Origin of the sequence: uncultured Flavonifractor sp. (genome assembly GCF_944385615.1) — a bacterium.
In the GTDB taxonomy this organism is placed as follows: Bacteria; Bacillota; Clostridia; order Oscillospirales; family Oscillospiraceae; genus Flavonifractor.
This window is the reverse complement of sequence record NZ_CALWXV010000043.1, coordinates 1-22,634: the sequence shown is the minus strand read 5'-3', so window position 1 is coordinate 22,634 and position 22,634 is coordinate 1. Positions and strand designations below refer to the sequence as shown.

The window sequence follows — 22,634 nt, the reverse complement described above, 5'->3', positions numbered from 1 at the left end:
TTCTCACCACCTCCTCTATTTTATCTCATCTAAATGAAAAAGCCCAGCTTTCGCTGGACTTTTTCGACAGGCTGAGGTGTGCCGCAGTGCGGCACACCTTTTTTTGCGTCAATCTGCTTTTTTAGGCTCCACCCGACAGACATAGAGGGTATCTCCGTCCACAGTGAACCCTACTTCCAGCCCGGCAAAGGCCATACCGTACACCCGGCTGGGGTCGTGCTGGTAGGAGGGCCGGGGGTCCCGGGAGAGCACCCCCAGCAGAGCCTGCCGCTTGTCCTGGGGCACCGCCTCCAGCAGCTCCGGGGGGCACTCCACCCGGAGGGTCGTTCCCCCCACATTGCCGGTAAAGCCCCCGGTGGCCTCCGGGTGGGCATCGGCATAGGGCAGATAGGGTTTCAGATCCAAAATAGGGGTGCCGTCCATGAGATCGGCCCCCGACACCACCAACACAGGACCCAGGACCGGGTCCTTTTTGATCTCCTCCAGCTTCACGCAGGACAGGCCGATGGGGTTGGGCCGGAAGGGGGACCGGGTGGCAAACACCCCCATACGGGTATTGCCCCCCAGCCGGGGGGGCCGTACCGTGGGAGACCAGGTCTCCCGCACCGCCTGGGAAAACTGCCAGATGAGCCACAGGTGGGAGAAGTCCTCCAGCCCCCGCAGGGCGTCCGGGTTGCGGTACTCCGGTTCAAAGACCACGGTGGCTTTCAGCTCCTCCACCAGCCCGCTCTGCCGGGGTATGCCGAACTTGGTGGGAAAATCGCTGCGGATGGTGGCGATGACATGCATCGGGATCATGCTTTTCCCTCCTTGGCCCGGTTCAGGGCAGCCTCCACCGGCCGGGATTTGACCGGCTTGTTGTTGCGGGCCAGAATGGCGGCGATCTGGCCGCTCACCTGTTCCACCTCCGCCTTGAAGGTGGTGGCGGACAGACGCAGGGCCCCATGGCCCAGGATGATGAGCTGTTCCGCCCCGTCGGAGGTGGCCACCCGCACATGGTGGTGCCTGCCGATCTCGTAGGTGGCCCGCTCGATATAGGCGTCGGCGGTCTCCGCCTCTTTGGTATACACCACGTAGATGTTGTGATATTTGAATACATCCTGTACATTCCGGGGCACCTTATAGGCGTCAAACACCAGGATGACCACGCACTTCTTAAACCCCTGGTAGTTGCTGAGCAGGTCCATCAGCAGCTGCCGGGCGGCGTCCAAATTGGTCTGGGCCACCCGTTTCAGCTCCTCCCAGGCAAAGATGATGTTGTAGCCGTCCACCAGCAGGTACTCCGGTCCTTTGTTCTGGGTCTGGACATTGTACTTTTTATCGTCCAGGCTGGTGCGGGCGGGCTTGGTCTGGGGCCGGAAGGAGTTGCGCTCCACCTTGCCGTAGGTCCGCTCATAGATGGCCATCAACTCCTTGTCCTGCTCCAGGGACAGGCCGGGGCTGGAGGGGGTCCGCCGGGCGGGCGCGGCGGGGGGTTCCGGTTCCGGGGGCTTGTCCAACGACAGGCCGCTGTCCACGTGGGCCATCTTCTTGACCTGGTCCCACGCCACGTTATACCCCGCTCCGTGGGCACAGAACACCGAGCCGGTGGGGTTGTCCACATCCCGCTCCGGGTCATAGCCCAGCGCCTCCACCACGGCCTGCTGGTCGTGGCAGGGGTAGTAGCCCTTCAGAGTACAGCTCAGCCGCCCCATGCCTCTGGTGTAGGAGGCCACCTCCCCGCCGTAGTCCCGCAGCCCCGCCACCGGGGCGGAGCCGGTAAGCACCGTGGTCTCTCCCACTGTCTCCGGCGGGTCACATTCTCCCCCCATCCGCTGTACATCAGACAGGGCACGGCCCACCTGGGGGCTGGGCACCTCCAGCCGGAAGGTATACCAGGGCTCCAGCAGAAGGCTCTCCGCCTCCATCAATCCCTGCCGCACCGCCCGGTAGGTGGCCTGCCGGAAGTCGCCCCCCTCGGTGTGCTTCAGGTGGGCACGGCCTGCCAGCAGAGTAATTTTTACGTCGGTGAGGGGGGAGCCGGTGAGCACCCCCGGGTGGGCCCGCTCGGCCAGATGGGTGAGGATCAGCCGCTGCCAGTTCCCCTCCAGCACATCCTCGGGGCAGGCGGTGGCCAGGGTGATACCGCTCCCCCGCTCCCCCGGCTCCATCAGCAGATGGACCTCGGCGTAATGGCGGAGCGGCTCATAGTGGCCCACCCCGATGACCGGAGCGGCAATGGTCTCCCGGTACACGATGCCCCCCTGACCGAAGGACACCTCCATGCCAAACCGCTCCAAAATCAGCCGCCGCAAAATCTCCAGCTGAACCTGCCCCATAAGCTGGATATGAATTTCCCGCAGCCGTTCGCTCCACACCAGATGCAGCTGTGGGTCCTCCTCCTCCAGCTGGCGTAGCTTTTGCAGGGCGGTCACCGGGTCCTGGCCCTGGGGCAAAATCACCTGATAGGTGAGCACCGGCTCCAGGGCGGGGGGCGTCCCCTCCGCCTCAAAGCCCAGCCCCTGACCGGCGGCGGCGGACGGCAGGCCGGTCACCGCCACCACAGACCCCGCCGGGGCCTGATCCACTGGCTGAAATTTAGCGCCGGAGTAGACCCGCAGCTGGTCGGCCTTGTCGCTCCAGCCGGGGCCCTCCAGCACCGTTTTCACCTTCAGGCTACCGCCGGTGACCTTCATCCAGGTCAGCCGGGCCCCCTGCCCATCCCGGGAGATTTTAAAAATCCGGGCGCCGAAACCGGCGGGGTATCCCGGCCGGGGGGCGTACCGCTCCAGCCCATGGAGAAATTCCTCCACCCCCTCCAGCTTGAGGGCTGAGCCAAACCAGCAGGGGAACAGCTTCCGCCGGGCCATGAGGGCGGTAAGGGCGGTGTCCGGCACCGCCCCTGTCTCCAGATAATCCTCCAGCAGGCCCTCGTCGCACAAAGCGGCCTGTTCAAAAAGGGCCTCTTGGTCGTTCATATCCACACAGCCCTCGTCCAGCCTGCCCTTCAGCTCCCCCAGCAGGGCGGCCCGGTCGGCCCCCGCCAAGTCCATTTTATTGACAAAGAGGAAGGTGGGCACCTGATAGCGTTCCAGCAGCTTCCACAGGGTATGGGTGTGGCCCTGGACCCCGTCGGCCCCGCTGACCACCAGAATGGCGCAGTCCAGCACCGACAGGGTACGCTCCATCTCGGCGGAAAAGTCCACATGGCCGGGGGTGTCCAGCAGGGTAATCTCCACAGTGTCCAGGGGCAGGATGGCCTGCTTGGAGAAGATGGTGATCCCCCGCTCCTTCTCCATGGGGTCGGTGTCCAGAAAGGCGTCCCCGTGGTCCACCCGTCCCAATTTTTTCAGTTTTCCGCAGGTGTAGAGCATCCCCTCGCTAAGGGTGGTTTTGCCCGCGTCCACGTGGGCCAGGATGCCCACAACCAGTTTTTCCATAGCTGCCGTCCTTTACGGTATGATAGTATAGTATAGCATGTCCCGGGGAACAGGGCAAATAAAAAGGGCCCCGAAGGGCCCTTGAGGCTGTCGAAAAAGTGGCAAAGCCACTTTTTCGACAAAGGTTAAAATCAGCCCTTGGCCCCCGCGCTCATATAGGAGGCGTACAGGGGGGTGGGCAGACCAAAGCCGCCGGCCACAGGCAGGATCTCGCCGGTGATGAAGGCGGCCCGGTCGCTGGCCAGGAAGGCAACGGCGTCGGCAATGTCCTCCGGGCGGCCGGGGCGGTTGAGGGGGACATTTTTCAGGAAGAGGTCCAGGAAGGCCTGGGACATATTGTTCATGGCGGCGTCGGTGGCGGTAAAGCCGGGGAGCACCGCGTTGCACCGCACCCCCTGCCGGGCATACTGCACCGCGATGTCCTTGGTGAGGAAGTGGATGGCGGCCTTGCTGACGCCGTAGGCGGTGCGGCTCAGGTCTGGATAGATCCCGCCTACCGAGCCGATGTTGATGATGGAGCCGCCGCCGTTTTTCGCCATGAGGGGTACTGCCGCCTTGCTGGGCAGATACACGCTTTTGAGGTTGGTGTTGACGATGCGGAAAAAGTCCTCCGTGTCGCCGCTCACCACATCCAGATCGGTCTTTACGTCGGTGCTGCCAAAGTTATTCACCAGAATATCCAGCCGCCCCTCCTTGGCCGCCACCTCGTCCACCATACCGGTAAAGCTCTCCTCGTTGGAGGCGTCAAAGTAGACCACACCGGCCCGGCCGCCGGCGGCAATCAGCTCATCGGCGATTTTCTGTCCGGCATCCAGCCGGCGGACCCCCAGATAGACCGCCGCGCCCTGAGCGGCCAGCGCCTTGGCGCAGGCCAGACCAATTCCACGGGTGGAGGAGGTGACCAGCGCCACCTTTTGTTCCAGTTCTTTCATGTTAATTCTCCTTTTTAAACCAGTTGGTATAATTAAGATACTATGATAATAGCATCACAACCCTGGATTGGCAAGTGTTATTTTTTGATCCTTCGCTCAGCGCTCCACCTCACTCTGGAATAAATAGGAAAACCGAAGGGCCGCAAACGCGGCCCTTCGGTTTTCCTGTGTCTTTTGGTTCAGTTGGACCGGCTGGGGGTGAGCAGCCACCCCGTCATGGGGGGCAGCGCCACCGGTCCGGCGGGCAGCTTCAGCCCGCTCATCCAGTCCTCCGCGGGCCAGGGCAAGGTGATGGGCTCCGGGGCCTTGCCCACGTTGACGGCGGCCAGCACCGGCTCCCCCTCTCCCTCCCGCAGGAAGGAGAGCATCTTGCCCTCGGTGCGGCCCCAGCGCAGGCTCCCCCGCCGCAGAGAAACCAGCTTCTTCCGGGCCTGCCCCAGCTTGGTATACCAGGCGTGGAGCACTCCGTCGGTCATTTCCCAGCGGTAGGTCCGGCGGTTAAAGGGGTCCTCAAAGCCCTCCATGCCCGCCTCGTCTCCGTAGTAGATCATAGGAGAGCCGGGGAAGGCAAAGAGCACCAGGGCCCCCAGCATCAGCTTGGTGCGGCCCAGCAGGTACTGCTCAGGGGTGAGAAAATAGGCCGCCCGCCAGTCCTTGTCGTGGTCCTGTCCGTCCCCGCCGTAGCCCAGCAGGGTGAGGATACGGGGGGTGTCGTGGGTACCCAGGAAGTTCATAGCCGAATGGAAGGCGAAGGGGGGATAGTTCTCCCGCAGGGTCTCCATGGCGTTTTTGAAGTGGACGGCGTCTCCCCCCATCAAGTAGCCCAGCAGACCATTGCGGAAGGGGTAGTTCATCAGTCCGTCGCAGTGTCCCCCCAGGATATGCTTGCGGCGCACGCCATAGGCCATTTTGGTGGACCCGTCCTCCCACACCTCGCCGATGACGATGGCGTTGGGGTCGGTCTCCCGGACGGCCTGGTGGATGCCGTGGACAAAGTCGTCGGGCAGCTCGTCGGCCACATCCAGCCGCCAGGCGTCCGCCCCCGCCCGCAGCCAGCGGCGGACAATGCTGTTTTCATCTTCAAAGATATAATCCCGGTAAGAGGGCTCGGCTTCGTTGACGGCGGGCAGAGAGTAGATGCCCCACCAGGAGTCGTACTGATCGGGCCAGTGAGAGAAATGATACCATTTATAGTAGGGGCTGTCCTGAGACTGGCAGGCCCCGTTCTCCGGGTAGAAGCCGTCCCCGTTGAAGTAGCGGCTCACATACCCCTGATGATTGAACACCCCATCCAGCATGATCTTGATCCCCAGCTGGTGGGCGGCGTCGCAGAGGGCTTTAAAATCCTCCTCGGTGCCCAGCATGGGGTCGATCTTCTCATAGTCGCCGGTGCCGTAACGGTGGTTCTCGGGGGCTTCAAAGATGGGGCAGAAATAGATGGTCTCCACCCCCAGGTCCCGGAGGTAGGGCAGCTTTTCCAGCACCCCCCGCAGATCGCCGCCGAAGAAGTCCCGGTTGCGCACCTCGCCGTGCTCGTCGGGGCGGTATTCCGGCTCCTCCCGCCAGCTGGCGTGGACGGTGCGTCCCCCCACCATGCCCTCGGGATTGGGCACCCTGGTACGGCGGAAGCGGTCTGGAAAGATCTGATAGGTGACTCCCTCTCCAAACCAGCCCGGCACCTGGTCCGTGCCGTCGTATACCGTCAGCTGGTAGGGGCCCAACTCCTCCTGCCGGCCGTCCAGCCGGTCCAGGCGGAAGGAATACCACACCAGGCCCACATGGTTCCCGGTGTCCAGGGTGACCCGGAGCACGTCCCGGTCCCCGTCGATGCCGTCCCAGACCATGGGCAGCTCCAGCCGCCGCTCCTGGTGGGACTCAAAATAGGCGATGAGCACCGCCTGGGAAAATCCCTCCGTTCGGAGGGGGCGCAGGGCCAGAGACACTTTCGTCCCCGAAGGCACTGCGCCATAGGGCTGTTTATACCGGCTATCCCGGCTGTCAAAGGTCATTGCGTCCAGCAAGAAAAAGACTCCCTTCAGCGGATCAGCGTATTTTCGGTCCCTACCGTTTCCATGGTATGCTCGCTGCCAAAGTAATAGTTGACGATCTCCCCAGCGGCGCTGGCCAGATTACCGCCCGAGGCACCGCCCTCCACCACCATGGAGATAACGATCTCCGGGTCGTCGTAGGGAGCGAAGAGCACAAACACGGCGTCGGCGCTCTTGTCGGCGGACACCTGGGCCGAGCCGGTCTTGGCGCCCACTTCCACCGCCAGATTGCTCAGATATTGGTCTACGGTGCTCTCCGAGTCATTGGCCACCTCCCACATGCCCTGCTTGACCGCCTCCACATTGGCCGGGTCCAGATCCAGCACCTCCACGGGCTGGGCGTCATACTGGTACACCGTCTGGGTGAAATCGTTGGACTTGACGGTCTTGAGCAGATGGGTCTCGTAGTGATAGCCCCCGTTGACCAGGGTGGCAATGTAGTTGGATAGTTGCAGCATGGTGATCTTGGTATTGTCCTGGCCTACGGCGGCTGAGAGCAAATTGCCGCCATACCACTCCTGGTTCAGCATTTTGCTGGTCTCCGGTCCGGCCACATAGCCCTCTTTCTCTCCCAGCTCCAGGCCGGTCTTTTGACCCAGGCCAAATTTGGCGGCATATTCGTCAATCTTTTCAATGCCAAGCCGGTGTCCCATGGTATAGAAATAGATGTTGCAGGAGTCCCGCAGAGCGTCGGCCAGGTTTTCCCAGCCATGGGTGCCCCGGTACTGACGGTAGATCCAGCACTGAGGGTGATAGTCGCCGTAGGGATAGTGTTCCTCCTCAGGAAGCTGGAGGGCGCCGGTATCCTTAATCTGCTCTGTGGGGGTGGTAAGCCCCTCCTCCAAAGCGGCGATGGCCACCAGGGGCTTGAAGGTGGAACCGGGGGAGTAGATCTCACTGGTGGCCCGGTTGGTAAAGGGTTTCAGGGGGTTGTTGGCCACAGCGCTGTAAGCCTCCCCGTTGCTGTATACCGTGGTCAGGTCGTAGGTGGGATAGGAGGCCATGGCCAGAATACCGCCGTCGTTGACGCTCTGCACGACGACAGCGCCCTTGTTGCGGGACTCCGCCAGCCCCTCGATGGTGCTGGCCAGCACCTGCTCCACCTTCTCCTGGAGCCGCAGGTCCAGGGTAGTCATGACGTGGTTGCCCGGCTCGGGCTCCTGGACCTCGCCGGTGGTGCTGTTCACTTTCCAGGTCTCGCTGACCACCTTGCCGCTGGTGGACATCTCCTGCAGCAGGGTACCCGATTTCCCCCGCAGATAGTCCTCAAAGGCATATTCCATGCCGTCGATGCCCACCGAGTCGTTCATATTGTAGTCCTTATCCTTGTAGGCATCCCAGTTTTGGATGGAGCCTACCCGGCCCAGCAGATGGGCGGCGCTGGTGGTATTGTACTGCCGGACGGTGGTGGCGGCGATGTTGATCCCCACCAGGCTCTGCTCCTTAATGGCCGAAATGGCGTCAATATTCACGTCCTGAGCAAAAATGTATTCGGTCTGTTTCACATCACGGCTGCGAAGGTTGAGCTCATAAAGCACGCCGATAAGGGCCCGGGCGTCGGTGTCGCTGACCGACGGGTCAATGAGAAAATACTCCCGCAGCCCAGCGATGACCTCCTCCGCCGTGGGGCCTTCGCCCAGGTCCTCCAGGTGGCGGACAAAGGTCAGATCCTCTTTGTGCCAGCGGTTGGGCAGGATATCATCCCCCAAAGGGAGCACGTCCAGCAGAGCCCCCAGATAGGTGAATTTGGCGGCGCCGCTGTCATTGATATAGACCAGCGGGGTGTCGCTGGTGTAGGTAAAGGGGGCCTGGGAGGAGATGGGCAGCGTGTCGGTCCAGGTCAGATTGTTGTCCCGGCAGATCTGGAGCAGGGCCAGCAGATTGGCGTTGCGCTCGGCCTCCGCCCCCATGAGGGAGGAATTGAGGGTGATCTGATAGGTGGCCCGGTTGCTCACCAGAGAGCGGCCATACCGGTCCATCAGCTCTCCCCGGGCGGCCTCCACCGTCACCTCATTGGAGATCTTCACGACAGAGGCGGCCCGATATTCCGGACCCTTTACGATTTGCAGGTTGTAGAGGAGCAGCAGAAATCCGCCCAACAACAGGAACAGCAGCAGGGCAACGACGATGGTACGAATGTGAAATTGTTTCCCTTCCACGATTCAGGTCTCCTTCCAGGGTCAGTGGGTGGTAACTACGCTGTTTTTGTGATAGAAGTTGGCCAGGGCCTGATTGACCCAGACGGCGGGGTCAGGGCTGGCGTCTCCGTTGTAGAGCAGCAGTTTCAGCTGATGGGGCACATCCAGGGGCTCCAGCCGCACGTCGGAGACGGATGGGTCCTGGAGCACTGTCAGCCGGTCCACCTGCTGCTGCCAGTAGTACTCCGCCGAGCCGTCGGCCAGAGCGGCGGCGGTCCGCCCGCTGGTGCTTTCATCCCAGTAGTGAAATCTCACCGTCGTGGCCGCCAGCAGGACCAGCACCACAGGCACCGCCAGCCAGAGCCGTCCCGCCAGGGCCTCCCCCTCCGCCAGCCTGGGCAGAACCGCCCGTCTCACCCAGCCCAGCCAGTACCACAGATTGACGGCCACCAGCCAGAAAAAGGAGTAAAACACGATGGAGCGCAGCCGCTCGGGACCGCTGACCCCCAGGGCGTAAAAGTGAGGGGCATTCTGGGCGGCAAAGAGCAGAAAACTGAACGCCAAAAAGGCCAGGGGCAGAGGAAAACGGAAGGAGATCCGCTCTGTCAGGCTCCACAGCAGAGGGATCATCAGCAGGAATACCAGCAAAATCGGCCAGTTCATCCAGTCCAGGCAGTCCTCCCACGCCTTCAGGATGGATTCCATCACCGCGTCCACCGGGCTGATGGGGGGCGCCACCGAGGCCTGCCGCACCCCGTTGCCGGGGGCGACCACGCTGATGAGGAACCCGGCCCACAGCACCACCGCAGGCAGCAGGGCGGGCAGGACCTTTGTCCGGTCCTTCCACAGAAACCACAGCAGGAACAGGCCGCACAGCAGGGTACTCAGCAGCGCGGAGACATAATTGCTCCCCCCCACCATCAGGGCGGCAAGCGTACCGGGAACCACAGCCCACAACACCTGACGGCGGGTAGCGGCCAGCTTGAGGGCTACCATCCGCTCCACCAGCAGCAGGCTGATGCCATAGGTGAAGGTGTAATAGACCGCCCCGTTCCACCAATAAAAGGTGTCCTTGGGAGAGGCCACAAACTGGATGGACAACAGCAGGATGGGGACAGCCAGAAAAACCGTCTGCCGCCAGGTCCCCCCCAAAGCCCGGCGGGCCAGGGTGTCGGACAGCTTGAAGGTGCCCAGGCACAGGGAGGCCAGCATCACCACCGGCGTCAGCCAATAGAGAAAGGGCGAGGCGGCCAGCGGGGTAAAGGTCATGAGCAGAATGGCGGAAAAGGTCCCCTGCCAGCCCTTATAATATTCAGCGATATGCTTCAGGCTGGCCGTCAGAGGGCACTGGCCCTGTACAATGGCCTCATGGGTACGCAGGGCATAGCTGTAATCGTCGGCAGAGGGCCAGTCGTACCGCCCCAACAGCAAAATGGGAATCAGGCTGGCCGCCAGCAGGGCCAGCAGCAGCCAAGGGCCCCACGTTTTCCAGAGGGAACGAAAACGGTGCATCTTTTTCTCTCTTTTCCTACAAAACTGTCTTTTTGGGTACCCGTCGGAACACCCACAGAAACAGGGCGTACACCGGCAGTACAAATACCATGGACCAGGCGATCTCCCGCCCGGCCAAGGAGAGCAGGACGGGCAGGGCGGCGGCGCCGGTGAGCAAATTGGCCAGGATGCGCACTCCGTCAATGCACGCCAGGGCCAGCAGGGAGCACAGCAGGCAGCCCACCAGATTCTGGCGCACCACATACTGGGACAGGGCCCCAGCCCCCACGCCCAGCAGGCACAGGCCCACCGTCATGGCTCCGTCGGGGTTGAAGTAGACCGCGTCGCACAGGATACCCACGCCCAGGCCGAAGCCCGCTCCGGCCACGGTACCCTCCAGCACCGCCACAGCGATGGCAGCCAGAGGGAGCAGCATGGGGGCCACCCCAAACAGGGGGAAGCGGTTGAGCAGAAAGACCTCGCAGAACCACACCGGCAGCAGCGCCAGGGCGTAAACCCCCCATTTGATCAAAAAATCCTGCCTTGTCACAGGGCGTGTTCCTCCTTCGGCAGCGGGGCCGGTTGGTCCGGCCCCGATTCTACTCTACGATATTGAAGTCCTTGATAACAAGGACCTGCTGCAAATTGTCCAGGTCGGTTTCAGGCACAATGACGGCGTACTCCGTCATACCGGAGGCGTCGGTGCGCACCTCCTCCACATGACCGGCCACCAGCCCGGAGGGATAGACGCCGCCCCGGCCGGAGGTAATCACCAGATCGCCGGACATGAGCTGGCTGTTTTCCGGCAGATAGCTCAGCTTCAGCTTGCCCTCCCCCATCAGGGCCAGATCGCCCTCCAGAATGGCCGCGCCGCCGGTGCGCACCAGCTGGCCGCCCATCTCGATATTGGCGTCGATGAGGGTACGCACAGTACACCAGTTCTCCCCCACCTCGGCCACCACGCCCACCAGGTTCCAGTACTCGTCCACCACGCAGTCGTCCACCTCAATGCCCATGGAGGAGCCCTTGCTCAGGGTGATGCTGGACTCCCAGTTGGAGGTGGACCGGGCGGTGACCATGGCCGACTCCAGCTGGTCAAAGCTGCGCTCCTTGGGCCGCAGGTCCAGGGCGTTGCGCAGCCGCTCATTTTCCTGAAGGGCGGCGTCATATTCCCGCTCCTTGGCCTTCAGTTCGGCGTTCTCCTGCTTCAGGGCCTCCAGCTCATCCTTGAGCTGTTCCTGCTCAAAGGCATCGCTGTAGCGCTCCTCCACCCAGTTGGTCACGGCGCTGATGCCGTTGCGCACCGGGGTACTGATGATTCCGGCCAGATTGGCAAAGGGATTGGCGATCCCCCCCAGCAGCATGGAGACCACTGCCGTAATCAGCGCTACCAGGATGGCGGCTATCAAAATCAAGATTCCATTGTGCCGAAAAAAATCCTTCACGCCTGTGCCCAGCCTCTCTTTCTCACACGCCCGCAGCCAGGGCCATGCAGTTGATCCCCAGCTCGCCCAGGATCTGCCCCAGGCGGCACACCGGCAAACCCATCACATTGTAGTAGTCCCCCGAAATGCCCTCAATGAGCAAAGCGCCGTAGCCCTGGATGCCGTAGGCTCCGGCCTTGTCCATAGGCTCCCCGGTGGCGATATACGCCTCGATCTCCTCCCCGGTCAGAGAGCGGAAGGTGACCGCCGTCTCCTCCCACACGCTGTATACCTGCTCGCCCCGCAGGACGGTGAGGCCGGTGTACACCTGATGGCGGCAGCCCGACAGGATGGAGAGCATCCGAAAGGCCTCCTCCTGGTCGGCGGGCTTGCCCAGCACCGCCCCGTCCAGGGCCACCACCGTATCGGCGGCGATGACGATGGCGTCCGGTCCCACCTGGGCGGCCACCGCCCGGGCCTTTTCCTCTGAAATCTGCCGCACCAGCTCCGCCGGCGGCAGGTCCCGGTCCATGTGCTCGTCAATGTCAGGGGTGACCACCCGGAAGGAGCGCACCCCCATCTGCTCCAGCAGCGCCCGTCTCCGGGGGCTTTTGGAAGCCAAAATAAGTTCCATTTGCTTTGTTCCTTTCCAAATAACCGGTTTGACCGCTCGCTCCGGTCCTACAGTCCAGTGGAGCCGAACCCGCCGGTCCCCCGCCCGGTGTCCTCCAGCTCCTCCACGATCTCCACCTGGGGCAGGACCACCGGGGTCACCACCAGCTGGGCGATACGGTCTCCGGGGCGGATAGTATAGGGGGTGTCGGACAGGTTGGTCAGCCCCACCTGAAGCTCCCCCCGGTAGTCGCTGTCAATGACCCCCACCCCGTTGGACAGGGCGATACCGTGCTTGATGCCCAGCCCCGACCGGGCGAACACCAGGGCCACATACTCCGGCCCCGGCAGGGCGATAGCCACTCCGGTGGGGATGCAGACCAGCTGCCGGGGGGCGATGGTCACGTCCCGGTCGATGCAGGCGGCCAGGTCCAGCCCGGCGGAGCCCTCCGTGGCCCGGCTGGGCCAGGGCAGCTCCTTCCCCAGCTTGGGGGACACCGCCTTGAGTTTCAATGTCATCTCAGTTTACTCCACATCTCGGTAATATAGCCCACGGGTGTACTCCTTGGGGCTCCACTTCTCCTGGTCCAGATACCGCCGGGTCACCTGGACGCAGGTCTGGGGGTCCTCCACAGTGAGCATCAGCCGCTGGGCCCACAGCCCCAGCCGCTGGTAGTCGGCGGCCTTGTCCGCTAGGAAGAGGGTCTGGGAGTTGAGCAGCTCATTGCGGCAGCCCGGCGCATTGACCACCGGGAACCTGGCCCCCTTCCGGTCGGTGAGGGTATTGGTGTTCTGACAGTTACAGGAGCCGGTGCGGTTTTTGATGATACAGTTCTCCATAATCATCAGGGGCAGCCGGCCATAGGTGATGAGTTCCACGTCCAGAGCCTTGGACAAATCCCGGATCTGGGGGAACTTCAGCTCAAAGGACAGGGTGAGGGAGGAAAAGCCCAGCTTCTTATATTCTTTCACAGCCTGGGCATTATAGACCTCCAGGCCGAAATCTCCCCGCAGGGTGAAGCCCAGCTCTTTGGCGGCGGCCACCATACCCAGGTTGCCCACCAGCACGTCGGTCACCCCCAGATCCCGCACTTTTTTCAGGTTGTCCAGCATCTGAGGAAACTCCCGGTCCCAGGCGATCCGGGGCAGAATAGCCCCAATGGCGGTACCGGCCGGGGCCTTGGCCTTCTCCGGGTGGGCGGCCAGCTCCTCCAGGGGCACATAGACCAGGGCGGGTCCCAGCTCCAGCAGCTGTTCAGTGATCTGCTGGGCCGAGCGCACCGACAGGGTGAGGACGGGGGGTTCCTTCCGGTTTTCATACCGGGCCCCCACATGGTAGCTGCCCATGTGCCGGCTGGGCAGAGCCTCCCGCTGGCGGGTCAGGCCGTCCAGGGCCTCCCGCCGCAGGGCGTTGAGGGCGGACAGAGGCATGGACAGACCATCCTCCACCAGCACACGCATCCGCTCCGCCCGGTAGGGGGTGCCGCCGGTGCGGGCCAGCTGATTTTCCACCGCCTCGGTGGTCAGCGGCCGGGTACGGGCGGGCTCGGGCACCGCACCCTCCGCCGTGGATACCCGGCCCTCCGGGTCCTTCACCCCCACCTGGGCGGGCTCGCCGGGGCGGAGCATGGCGTAAAAGGTGACGGGCACCCGCTGGGCCTCTCCGCTCTGGTAGGTGCTGCGGGCCAGGGCAAAGAGCTCCTTGGGTTCTTTGGTCTCCTCCCGTACGCCGAACATGTGGGGACCCTGCTGGTCCAGGTAGTAGCCCTGGGTAAAGCCCTGGCGGGAAAAGGCCGCCTGGAGCTGGTTGATCTCCTCGGCGGTGGGCTCCCGGTCCTCGTGGATGGCCCGGGAGAAAATGCCGGTGACCACCGCCACATACTCCGGCCGCTTCATCCGGCCCTCCAGCTTGACGCAGGTCACCCCCATCTTCCGCAGCTGGCGCAGATAGCCCGCCAGGGACAGGTCCTTCAGGGACAGGGGATAGCTGTCCGCCTTGCCCTCCCAGCCGTATTTCAGGCGGCAGGGCTGGGCGCACAGGCCCCGGTTGCCGCTGCGCCCACCGATGACGGAGGACAAAAAGCACTGGCCGGAGTAGCACATGCACAGCGCCCCGTGGGCGAATACCTCGATCTCAATGGGAGAGCGCTGGCAGATGTATTCGATCTGGTCCCGGGACAGCTCCCGGGAGAGCACCGCCCGGGTCATGCCCAGGTCGGCCGCCATCTTCACCCCGTCCAGATTGTGAATGGTCATCTGGGTGGAGGCGTGGACGGGCAGGTCGGGGGCCACCTGCCGCACCATCCGCAGCACCCCCAAATCCTGCACCAGCACCGCGTCAGCCCCCAGGCTGCTGGCCTCGGCGGCAAACTCCGCCGCCTGGGGCAGCTCCCGGTCGGTGAGCAGGGTGTTGAGGGTCAGGTATACCTTGGCCCCCCGCACATGGCAATAAGAAACCGCCGCCGCAAATTCCTCCCGGGAGAAATTTTTCGCGTTGCGGCGGGCATTGAAGTCTCCATATCCCAAATAAACGGCGTCCGCGCCGTTTTGTACAGCTGCCGCCACGGCCTCCATGGACCCGGCGGGGGCGAGCAGTTCCAACATACGATCCCTCCCGGAGCGGGGGCCGCTGCCCCCCGCTCCTTACTTCTTGTTCTGTAGCTTGAAGATCTCCCGTTTTGCCTCGGAGAGCTCCATCTTCACCTTGGTGGCCTCCTCCAGATATTCCTTGAGCTGGCGGCGCAGGTTCTCTGCCGCCTCCACCTCTTTAAAATATTCATCGGCGATGTTCACCGCCGCCAATACAGCACCATCTACCAGGGAGACGTGGGCGCCGTCCATGACCTCCCGCACCTTCTCGTCCACATGGGCTGCCACCTTCTCGGTATAGCCGGCGTCTTCGGTGCCAACCAGGGTGTATTCCTGCCCGGCGATGGTAACGGCGACGCGGTTTTTCATGCAAACCCCTCCTGACCATAATCTGATAGGTTATTATATCACATCCCGTCCGAGAAGAAAAACAAATTCTTCGTTAATTTTCGCGGGGAGACAAAAGACCCGGAAACAGAGGGACTCCCTCCGTTTCCGGGCCGGAATGGATTTGAAAGACAATGCAGACGCTTTTCTATGTATCCTGCCCCTTAGACGGTCCGGTTTCCACTGCCAGGACCAGCAGCAGCATACTTACGCATACTCCAAGCAAAAAGCCTGGATGAGAAAAGCCGTTTCGCAGAATGGCCAGGCGGAAAAAAAGATTGCCAAAGGTCTGGTACAGAACTGGTATGCACCACTGTCCAAGCGCGCCCAAGGCGTAAATCAGAACCGGGAGCAGCCCCAGGATTCCGGCCGCCGCGCGGACCCAGCGATAACGGATGCGGATTTTCATCAGATGGGCGGCCATGGCAAAGAGCACGTATGCCAGCAGGCACATCCCAAGGGGGTAGAGCACACTATCCGCCGCATATTTGAATTTGATCAGCTCTGTGCTGACCTGAGAAGGGGATTCGTTCCCAATCTGGGCGCAGGTCCATACGGCCAGGGACAGCCAGCCCAACGCCTGAATCGATAAAAGCCTGATTTTTCCTGCTGCTCGGTCCATATCTCTATCTCCCTTCTCTTGGCAGAATAAAATCATCCGGATGCGGAAATTGATTGGTTATGTGTGTATTTCATGGCTTATTGTACAGGAAACAGTGCCAATTTTATCATAGATTAGACTGTAAGAATAGGAGGCGTATCCATCAAACATATCAGAATATTTATCACTGATGACCGGTACCCAGCTGGAAGGAGTGCTTATTCCTGTCTCGGACCAATTCATTGTAACGTTATATACCTCTTGATCAAAGGTGCCCGGAATGAAATCATCTGTCGGCCTGGCACCTGTACAGATAATTTTAGTCGCAACTGGATTTGAAATACCTAACAAATATCCACCATGAACAATAGATTCCGGATCCTTATCTTTTGTCAACGCAACATTAGTGATCAAGATATACAGATCACTTGCCGATTGTCCGTCGATAGTTCCTTCACTGATCACATAAGTTATATGAGAGGTAGCTATCATATAACCCTGTGGATCAAACTCAGGTTTAGTTTGGGTCAACTCACCAGAATTGCGAACCAATTCCTCATTATACGCTTGGGCTTCTTCGGTAACAGGTAAATAGTAAGTCACACTGTCTTTATAACAAGTTAAGGAACCGCTTCTTGTGGCAATGGGTTTCTTTACGGAACGAGTTATAGTAGGTACGGTGATTGTCTCATTGTCAATTATTACGGTGTCAAATGCAAACTTTTCTTGAGTTTTCTGATCATTTTCCAGTGCAAAAGCAGGGGGCACACAAGAGATATTTATTATCACTACTGCGATTAGAGTACACATAATTTTTTTCATATATGGCCCACCTTTCTAGATTGTTATTTTAAGAACCGTAGAATAAGACCAGATTGCATACCAATCTATGTAAAGCTTCTTTTATGGCTTAGTACCATATTTTAAAAGACTTGACTAAAGTTATGCGTTTGGTTGCTTTTTGTATTGTTAATCGGTTAGCCCATCGGCTCCACATCCTTTCTATCCGCCCAGTAGGCGGGTATATCCGGTTTCTTTATGCTTTTTAGTAGTTTACAGAACCGGAAACAGTGACCTTATAAGATGCGTTATTTCGGATAGCCAGCGCATAGGTACCGGCCTCCGTCATTTCAATCGTTTTGCTGATTCGTCCGCCGGTGGTGGTGAAATAGTGGAAAGAACCGTCTGCATAGATCAGCCCCACGTCCAGTTCTGCGGTAGAGGGGGAGTAGATGGCATCAATGGTTATGGTTTCACCTGCGGACATAGAAAAGCTGCTGGATGCCTTCGACAGTGTATTTCCTGAGATTTTAATATTATAGGTTTCGGTCGCTCTGGATTCAATAAGGCTGTCTATTTGATGCTCCAGAAGAGAATTTGTACCCACACCGTTCCAGGGCGTGGCAGTCATATCACATTGAACTGCAAAAGCCGGGCTTTGAGTACTAAGACATCCCAGCAGGGCAACACAAGCCGCCGCTGCTTTTAACCTATTTTTACAATTCATTCCCATGGCATTAAATCAAACTCCTCTCCGGCATTTACATTTTTTTCTACCACTAGATCGTCTGAAAAAATTTTAGTCTCCTCTCTTGTTCCGGCGATCCCAAAACCGATCCAAGTTCCCAGCCCCAGGATACCCGCAGCCACAAGCGCCAGAGCTGTCCCCAACAGAACAGGCCGCCTCCGTTTAGGCTCCCTTGTCATTTCCGGCTCCTGCATCTGGGCCTCCGTTTCTGGGACCGTGTGTGGTTCTTCGGTCTCTGCCGGTCCGGCGCCGTACACCAGCCCATCCAGCGACACCTGGTACAGCGTGCCCAGCTGCATGAGATTATCCAGCGTGGGAATCCCCGCCCCCGTCTCCCATCGGGAGATGGCCTGTCGGGATACACCCAGCCGTTCCGCCGCCTCAGCCTGGGACAGCCCCCGGGCCTTCCGCGCCTCCGCCAGTCTTTGTGCCAGTTCCATCCTTTTCCTCACCTCAATAGCGTAGTCTATGGGCCGTGGTTTGTAAACCACATTCCCGTTGCACAGGGGCAACGGAGCATTTCCTCCCCGTCATTTTATCCTTTTCTTCCCATTCCCGCAACCCCGCGCCCCCACTTCGCCGGAAATGTTTGCTGTGGGATTGTACCACCCCTTTGGAATGTGGTATGATAGGTAAACTGAGATTCCCACGGAACGGAGGCCCCCTTTATGCCAGAACTGCTGCTGCCGGGCAATATCATATCCATGGACGCCCGGGCGGCCGACCGGCTCACTGCCTGCGGCAACGGGGACGCCGCCCTGCTCTATCTGTGGCTGCTCCGCCACGGCGGCCAGCTGGACTCCGCCAAGGCCCGGAAAGGTCTGAAGTGGGACGGCCAGCGGCTGGAGGATGCCTCCGCCGCCCTGGTCAATCTGGGGCTGTCCGACGGCAAGGCCGAAGAAGCCGCCCCCATCCCCGCCCCCGAGGGGCCGCCGGACTACACCGCCGCAGACATCACCCGGGAGATCGAGGATGCCACCTCCACCTTCCCCGGCCTGGTGAACGAGGTCCAGCGGCGGCTGGGCAAGGTGCTGTCCACCGCCGACTTGAAAAGCCTGTATACCCTGTACGACTACCTGGCCCTCCCCGCCGAGGTGATCTGCCTGCTGGTGAGCTGGTGTGTGGAGGAATTTGAGCGCAAATACGGCGCGGGCCAGAAGCCCCGCATGTCCCAGGTGCTGAAGGAAGGCTTTGTCTGGAAGCGGCTGGGGGTGGACACCGCCCAGGCCGCCGACGCCCACCTCAAGCGCAAGAGCCTCTACCGCACCCGGGAGGGGGAGATCCTCCAGCTGCTAGGCCAGAAGCCCCGGCCTCTGGTGGAGAAGGAGAAAAAGAAGGTGGCGGCCTGGACCGACATGGGCTTCCCCGACGAGGTGCTGCGGCTGGCTTACGAAAAGACGGTGTACAAAAAGCAGCAGATGGATTGGGACTATATGAACGGTATTCTCACCGGCTGGCACAAGAAGAACCTACATACCCTGGCGGAGATCGAGGCGGGGGACCGGCCGGCCCGGACCACCCAGCAGGCCGCCCCCGCCGGCAGCAAACCCGCCATGCAGGACCACCCCGCCGCCCCCAGCGACGTGGACCGCCGGGTGCGGGAGGACCTGGAGCGGATGCGGGCCTTCCTGCGCCAGGAAAAGGAACGGGACAAGGAGGAGTAAGCGATGGGATACGAGGCCAGCGTGCTTTCCCGGGCCACCCGGCGGCTGGAGGAGCAGCGCCGCCGGCGGACCGAGGAACAGGCCCGCCGTCAGGCGGAGATCTACGACCAGCTGCCCCGGGCAGCGGAGATCGACAAAGAGCTGAAGGGGACGGTGTACCAGATCATTGCCGCCGCTTTGCGGGATGGCCAGGACCCGGCCCCCTCCATCCAGATCATCAAGGACCACAACTTGTCCCTTCAGGCCGAGCGCACCCGTCTGCTGCTGGAGCATGGCTTTCCGGCCGATGCTCTGGACCAGCGGCCCGCCTGCCCCAGATGCAACGACACCGGCTGGGTAGGCACCCAGATGTGTTCCTGTCTGAAGGGGCTATGTACCGAAGAGCAGATCAAGGAGCTGTCCAAGCTGCTGGATCTGGGAGGGCAGTCCTTCGACACCTTCTCCATGGACTACTACTCCCCCCTGCCCTGGCCGGGAGAACCCCTCTCCCCCCGGGAAAATATGGAGTTTATCTTTGATTTGTGCTCCAACTACGCCCGGAAATTCGGGCGCTTCAAGCTGCGCAACCTGTTCCTCTCCGGTCCGCCGGGGCTGGGCAAGACCTTTTTGTCGGCCTGTATCGCCCGCACCGTGTCGGAAAACGGCTTTTCTGTGGTATATGACACGGCGGTCAATATCTTTGCACAGTTTGAAGAGCAGAAGTTTGCCCGGGACAGGCTGGACGCCGAGGAGGCCAGGGACGAGACCAAACGGTACCTGGGCTGTGATCTGCTGATTTTGGACGATCTGGGCAGCGAGCTCACCACCCCCTTTGTTCAGTCCGCCCTCTATACTCTGGTCAACGCCCGGCTGATGGCGGGCAGGCAGACGGTGATCTCCTCCAACCTGAACATGACCCAGGTCCGCCAGCGCTACACCCCCCAGATCTCCTCCCGGCTGGAAGGAGAATACCGGGTCCTTCCCTTCTACGGAGAGGATATCCGCTTGCAGCGAAAAGAACAGCTGTAACATATAAAATACTGTTGCAGCATACGGTTTTCAGGCCAAAACAGAAAATTGACGCAGAAAAAGGGTGTGCCGCATATCCCATGCGGCACACCCGTTTACTTATTCATTTAAAATACAAGGCTTATTTATTGCCCTTCAGAGCCTTCATGCGGTCGGCGTGGCTGAGGATACGCTTGCGCAGGCGGAGGGACTCGGGGGTGACCTCCAGCAGCTCGTCATCAGCCAAAAACTCCAGGCACTGCTCCAGAGACATCTGGCGGGGGGGCGTGAGGCGCAGGGCCTCGTCGGAGCCGGAGGCACGCATGTTGGTCAGCTGCTTCTTCTTGCAGATGTTGACCGAGATATCCTCCTGCTTGGGCGTCTCGCCCACCACCATACCGGCGTAGACGGGCACGCCCGCGCCGATAAAGAGCACGCCCCGCTCCTGGGCGTTGTACAGGCCGTAGGTCACGGACTCGCCAGTCTCGAAGGACACCAGGGAGCCGGAATTGCGCCGCTGGATCTCGCCCTTCATGGGGGCGTAGCACTCAAAGACGGAGGCCATGATACCCTCGCCCTTGGTGTCGGTCAAGAACTCATTGCGGTAGCCGAACAGACCACGGGAGGGCACCAGGAACTCGATCTTCATCCGGTCACCCACAGGAGTCATCTCCAGCAGGTCGCCCTTACGGGAGCCGATCTTCTCGATGACGGCGCCCACCGCATCGGAGGGCACGTCCACCACCAGGCGCTCGATGGGCTCGCACTTCTTGCCGTCGATCTCCTGATAGAGCACGCGGGGCGGAGACACCTGGAACTCATAGCCCTCCCGGCGCATGGTCTCAATGAGGATAGACAGGCTCATCTCACCCCGGCCGGCCACGTTGAAGGCGTCGGTGGAATCGGTCTCGGTGACCCGCAGGGACACGTCCTTCATGGTCTCCCGGAACAGCCGCTCCCGCAGCTGGCGGGAGGTGACGAACTTACCCTCTTTTCCGGCAAAGGGAGAGTCGTTGACCGAGAAGGTCATCTCAATGGTGGGGGCGGAGATTTTGACAAACTCGATGGGCTCCACCGCGTCAGGGGCACAGATGGTATCGCCGATGGTGATCTCGCCGATGCCGCTCATGGCAATGATGTTACCGGCGTCGGCCTCGGTGACAGGCACCTTGCCCAGACCGTCAAACTGATACAGCGCGGTGGCCTTGGCCTTCTTGGGAGCCTCGTCGGGGTTGTGGTAGTTGCACACCACGATCTCCTGGTTCTGCTTCACGGTACCCCGCTCGATGCGGCCGATGGCGATACGGCCCACGAACTCGTTGTAGTCAATGGAGGACACCAGCATCTGGAAGGGGGCGTTCACATCGGCCTCGGGGGCAGGGATATAATTGAGAATGGTCTCAAAGAGGGGCACCAGGTCTGTGCCGGGCACATCGGGGGAATAGGAGGCGGTGCCCTGCCGGCCGGAGCAGAACAGGGTGGGAGACTCAAACTGCTCATCGGTGGCGTTCAGGTCCAGCAGCAGCTCCAGCACCTCGTCCATGACCTCGTGGATGCGCTGGTCGGGGCGGTCGATCTTGTTGACCACCACGATGACCCGGTGGCCCAGCTCCAGGGCCTTGGACAGCACGAAGCGGGTCTGGGGCATGGGGCCCTCGGCGGCGTCCACCAGCAGGATGACGCCGTTGACCATCTTCAGGATGCGCTCCACCTCGCCGCCGAAGTCGGCGTGGCCCGGGGTGTCCACGATGTTGATCTTCACGTCCTTGTAGTGAACGGCGGTGTTCTTGGCCAGGATGGTGATACCCCGCTCCCGCTCCAGATCGTTGGAGTCCATGACCCGCTCCACGGTGGCCTGGTTCTCCCGGTAGATGCCGCCCTGTTTGAGCATTTCGTCCACCAGGGTGGTCTTGCCATGGTCGACGTGGGCGATGATGGCTACGTTGCGTAATTTCTCGTTCTGCATGTAAACTTTCCTCCCGATATACTGGCAAGACCGCCGGGGGCCGTCGGTTTCCCGGCAAATATCCCGCAAAAGGCATACACTTCTGGATATGCAATAGTCTGATAAGCTCGACTTTTAATTATACTGCATGTCCCACACTCGATGCAACCGCTTTTCGCAAAAAATCCAACAAAAACCCGTATCTTAACGTCCCTCAGCATTGACACTGAAAGAAAATTGGGTTACAATGATTCGGTATTGGCGGGGTTCACCTGTCTGTTTTCAGCAGGCCGGATTTCTGTCCGGGAACTGTTTTTGCATAAGTTCATATGCGCCAGTAGCTCAATAGGATAGAGCGCACCCCTCCTAAAAATCGAATCGTTCGAATCCTGGAGCCTTGTAAAATTGAATAATTTCTGTATATGCCCCCGTACCTCACCAGGATAGAGGGTCCGCCTCCTAAAAATCGAATCGTTCGAATCCTGGAGCCCTTCAAAATTGAATAATTTCTGTATAAGCCCCCGTAGCTCAGTTGGATAGAGCGGTCGCCTCCTAAGCGACAGGCCACTGGTTCGAACCCAGCCGGGGGTGCCAAAAATGACCGCTGTAAGCCGTTTTTTGATGGTTTACAGCGGTTTTTTGTTATCGTTTCATCGGAGCGTTTTTGCCGCTCCGCCGGAACGATTTTATACATTTTCCGCTGTATGCCTGCTAATTGGCTTCGAACTATTTTTCCGGCCTTGCTAATAAAAAACGCCGATTTGCTAATACGATTTTCCCGCCCTATTTTTTGGATGGGGCCGACGCCAGCAATGCAGCCAGTGTGTTGGCCAGTTCCGGCGACTTGCGAAGCTGTTCCACCAGGGACT

Annotated in this window: 19 protein-coding genes and 1 tRNA gene; 3 read left to right on the top strand and 17 right to left on the bottom strand. The window is 60.5% G+C overall.

Going from position 1 to position 22,634, the window contains the following annotated elements; all coding sequences use genetic code 11:
• Nucleotides 1-108: 108 nt before the first annotated feature.
• The 16 genes from tsaA to Q0J75_RS10430 form a co-directional block, all read right to left on the bottom strand.
• The gene (gene tsaA, locus Q0J75_RS10505) at nt 109-798 is read right to left on the bottom strand and encodes a tRNA (N6-threonylcarbamoyladenosine(37)-N6)-methyltransferase TrmO (protein WP_297200788.1); all 690 of its coding nucleotides are present in this window, start codon (nt 796-798) and stop codon (nt 109-111) included.
• Nucleotides 795-3,419, bottom strand: a complete 2,625-nt coding sequence (locus Q0J75_RS10500; protein ID WP_297200785.1) for a translation factor GTPase family protein — start codon at nt 3,417-3,419, stop codon at nt 795-797. Before Q0J75_RS10500 ends, tsaA begins: the two co-directional genes overlap by 4 nt.
• A 131-nt stretch (nt 3,420-3,550) precedes the next feature.
• On the bottom strand, nt 3,551-4,351 hold the full coding sequence (locus Q0J75_RS10495) for a 7alpha-hydroxysteroid dehydrogenase (RefSeq protein WP_297200782.1): 801 nt from the start codon (nt 4,349-4,351) through the stop codon (nt 3,551-3,553).
• A 179-nt stretch (nt 4,352-4,530) separates the two neighbouring features.
• A complete protein-coding gene (locus tag Q0J75_RS10490; protein ID WP_297200779.1) occupies nt 4,531-6,372 on the bottom strand; it encodes a glycoside hydrolase family 13 protein in 1,842 nt (613 codons plus the stop codon).
• Nucleotides 6,373-6,386: 14 nt separating this feature from the next.
• Nucleotides 6,387-8,558 carry a penicillin-binding transpeptidase domain-containing protein gene (locus tag Q0J75_RS10485; RefSeq protein WP_297200776.1) on the bottom strand — a complete coding sequence of 724 codons (2,172 nt, stop codon included), beginning with the start codon at nt 8,556-8,558 and terminating at the stop codon, nt 6,387-6,389.
• Nucleotides 8,559-8,579: 21 nt separating this feature from the next.
• Nucleotides 8,580-10,049, bottom strand: coding sequence for a DUF6056 family protein (locus Q0J75_RS10480; RefSeq protein WP_297200773.1), 1,470 nt, complete (start codon nt 10,047-10,049; stop codon nt 8,580-8,582).
• Nucleotides 10,050-10,065: 16 nt separating this feature from the next.
• A complete protein-coding gene (locus tag Q0J75_RS10475; protein ID WP_297200770.1) occupies nt 10,066-10,578 on the bottom strand; it encodes a rod shape-determining protein MreD in 513 nt (170 codons plus the stop codon).
• A gap of 49 nt (nt 10,579-10,627) precedes the next feature.
• Nucleotides 10,628-11,437 carry a rod shape-determining protein MreC gene (gene mreC / locus Q0J75_RS10470; protein WP_297200766.1) on the bottom strand — a complete coding sequence of 270 codons (810 nt, stop codon included), beginning with the start codon at nt 11,435-11,437 and terminating at the stop codon, nt 10,628-10,630.
• 58 nt (nt 11,438-11,495) lie between these two features.
• Nucleotides 11,496-12,086, bottom strand: coding sequence for a Maf family protein (locus Q0J75_RS10465; RefSeq protein WP_297200763.1), 591 nt, complete (start codon nt 12,084-12,086; stop codon nt 11,496-11,498).
• Between the two features lie 47 nt (nt 12,087-12,133).
• Entirely contained in the window at nt 12,134-12,583 is a 450-nt protein-coding gene (dut, locus tag Q0J75_RS10460) for a dUTP diphosphatase (protein ID WP_297200760.1), read from the bottom strand.
• 6 nt (nt 12,584-12,589) lie between these two features.
• The gene (locus Q0J75_RS10455; RefSeq protein WP_297200757.1) at nt 12,590-14,668 is read right to left on the bottom strand and encodes a U32 family peptidase; all 2,079 of its coding nucleotides are present in this window, start codon (nt 14,666-14,668) and stop codon (nt 12,590-12,592) included.
• Nucleotides 14,669-14,707: 39 nt separating this feature from the next.
• A complete protein-coding gene (locus Q0J75_RS10450) occupies nt 14,708-15,022 on the bottom strand; it encodes a cell division protein ZapA (protein WP_297200754.1) in 315 nt (104 codons plus the stop codon).
• Between the two features lie 166 nt (nt 15,023-15,188).
• Nucleotides 15,189-15,662, bottom strand: coding sequence for a hypothetical protein (locus Q0J75_RS10445; protein WP_297200750.1), 474 nt, complete (start codon nt 15,660-15,662; stop codon nt 15,189-15,191).
• A 57-nt stretch (nt 15,663-15,719) separates the two neighbouring features.
• Nucleotides 15,720-16,463: a hypothetical protein gene (locus Q0J75_RS10440; RefSeq protein WP_297200747.1), complete on the bottom strand. Its 744-nt coding sequence runs from the start codon at nt 16,461-16,463 to the stop codon at nt 15,720-15,722.
• Nucleotides 16,464-16,686: 223 nt separating this feature from the next.
• Nucleotides 16,687-17,154, bottom strand: coding sequence for a hypothetical protein (locus tag Q0J75_RS10435; protein WP_297200744.1), 468 nt, complete (start codon nt 17,152-17,154; stop codon nt 16,687-16,689).
• Entirely contained in the window at nt 17,145-17,621 is a 477-nt protein-coding gene (locus Q0J75_RS10430; protein ID WP_297200791.1) for a helix-turn-helix domain-containing protein, read from the bottom strand. Before Q0J75_RS10430 ends, Q0J75_RS10435 begins: the two co-directional genes overlap by 10 nt.
• A 216-nt stretch (nt 17,622-17,837) precedes the next feature.
• On the opposite strand from Q0J75_RS10430, the gene Q0J75_RS10425 reads away from it, so the two are divergent.
• Together Q0J75_RS10425 and Q0J75_RS10420 are read left to right on the top strand one after the other, a co-directional pair.
• Entirely contained in the window at nt 17,838-18,833 is a 996-nt protein-coding gene (locus Q0J75_RS10425; RefSeq protein ID WP_297200740.1) for a DnaD domain protein, read from the top strand.
• Nucleotides 18,834-18,836: 3 nt separating this feature from the next.
• Complete coding sequence (locus tag Q0J75_RS10420) at nt 18,837-19,841, top strand: ATP-binding protein (protein WP_297200737.1); 1,005 nt, start codon at nt 18,837-18,839, stop codon at nt 19,839-19,841.
• Between the two features lie 121 nt (nt 19,842-19,962).
• Here Q0J75_RS10420 and typA read toward each other — a convergent pair whose 3' ends face one another.
• Nucleotides 19,963-21,786 carry a translational GTPase TypA gene (gene typA, locus Q0J75_RS10415; protein WP_297200734.1) on the bottom strand — a complete coding sequence of 608 codons (1,824 nt, stop codon included), beginning with the start codon at nt 21,784-21,786 and terminating at the stop codon, nt 19,963-19,965.
• Between the two features lie 496 nt (nt 21,787-22,282).
• On the opposite strand from typA, the gene Q0J75_RS10410 reads away from it, so the two are divergent.
• A tRNA-Arg gene (locus tag Q0J75_RS10410) sits at nt 22,283-22,359 on the top strand.
• Nucleotides 22,360-22,634: the final 275 nt, after the last annotated feature.

Bases quoted from the DNA above. Each gene is read 5' to 3' on its own strand.
- Q0J75_RS10455 (WP_297200757.1), bottom strand. From the start codon at position 14,668: ATGTTGGAACTGCTCGCCCCCGCCGGGTCCATGGAGGCCGTGGCGGCA.
- Q0J75_RS10450 (WP_297200754.1), bottom strand. From the start codon at position 15,022: ATGAAAAACCGCGTCGCCGTTACCATCGCCGGGCAGGAATACACCCTG.
- Q0J75_RS10445 (WP_297200750.1), bottom strand. From the start codon at position 15,662: ATGGACCGAGCAGCAGGAAAAATCAGGCTTTTATCGATTCAGGCGTTG.
- Q0J75_RS10435 (WP_297200744.1), bottom strand. From the start codon at position 17,154: ATGGGAATGAATTGTAAAAATAGGTTAAAAGCAGCGGCGGCTTGTGTT.
- Q0J75_RS10495 (WP_297200782.1), bottom strand. From the start codon at position 4,351: ATGAAAGAACTGGAACAAAAGGTGGCGCTGGTCACCTCCTCCACCCGT.
- Q0J75_RS10420 (WP_297200737.1), top strand. From the start codon at position 18,837: ATGGGATACGAGGCCAGCGTGCTTTCCCGGGCCACCCGGCGGCTGGAG.
- Q0J75_RS10440 (WP_297200747.1), bottom strand. From the start codon at position 16,463: ATGAAAAAAATTATGTGTACTCTAATCGCAGTAGTGATAATAAATATC.
- Q0J75_RS10425 (WP_297200740.1), top strand. From the start codon at position 17,838: ATGCCAGAACTGCTGCTGCCGGGCAATATCATATCCATGGACGCCCGG.
- Q0J75_RS10480 (WP_297200773.1), bottom strand. From the start codon at position 10,049: ATGCACCGTTTTCGTTCCCTCTGGAAAACGTGGGGCCCTTGGCTGCTG.
- Q0J75_RS10465 (WP_297200763.1), bottom strand. From the start codon at position 12,086: ATGGAACTTATTTTGGCTTCCAAAAGCCCCCGGAGACGGGCGCTGCTG.
- Q0J75_RS10500 (WP_297200785.1), bottom strand. From the start codon at position 3,419: ATGGAAAAACTGGTTGTGGGCATCCTGGCCCACGTGGACGCGGGCAAA.
- typA (WP_297200734.1), bottom strand. From the start codon at position 21,786: ATGCAGAACGAGAAATTACGCAACGTAGCCATCATCGCCCACGTCGAC.
- tsaA (WP_297200788.1), bottom strand. From the start codon at position 798: ATGATCCCGATGCATGTCATCGCCACCATCCGCAGCGATTTTCCCACC.
- dut (WP_297200760.1), bottom strand. From the start codon at position 12,583: ATGACATTGAAACTCAAGGCGGTGTCCCCCAAGCTGGGGAAGGAGCTG.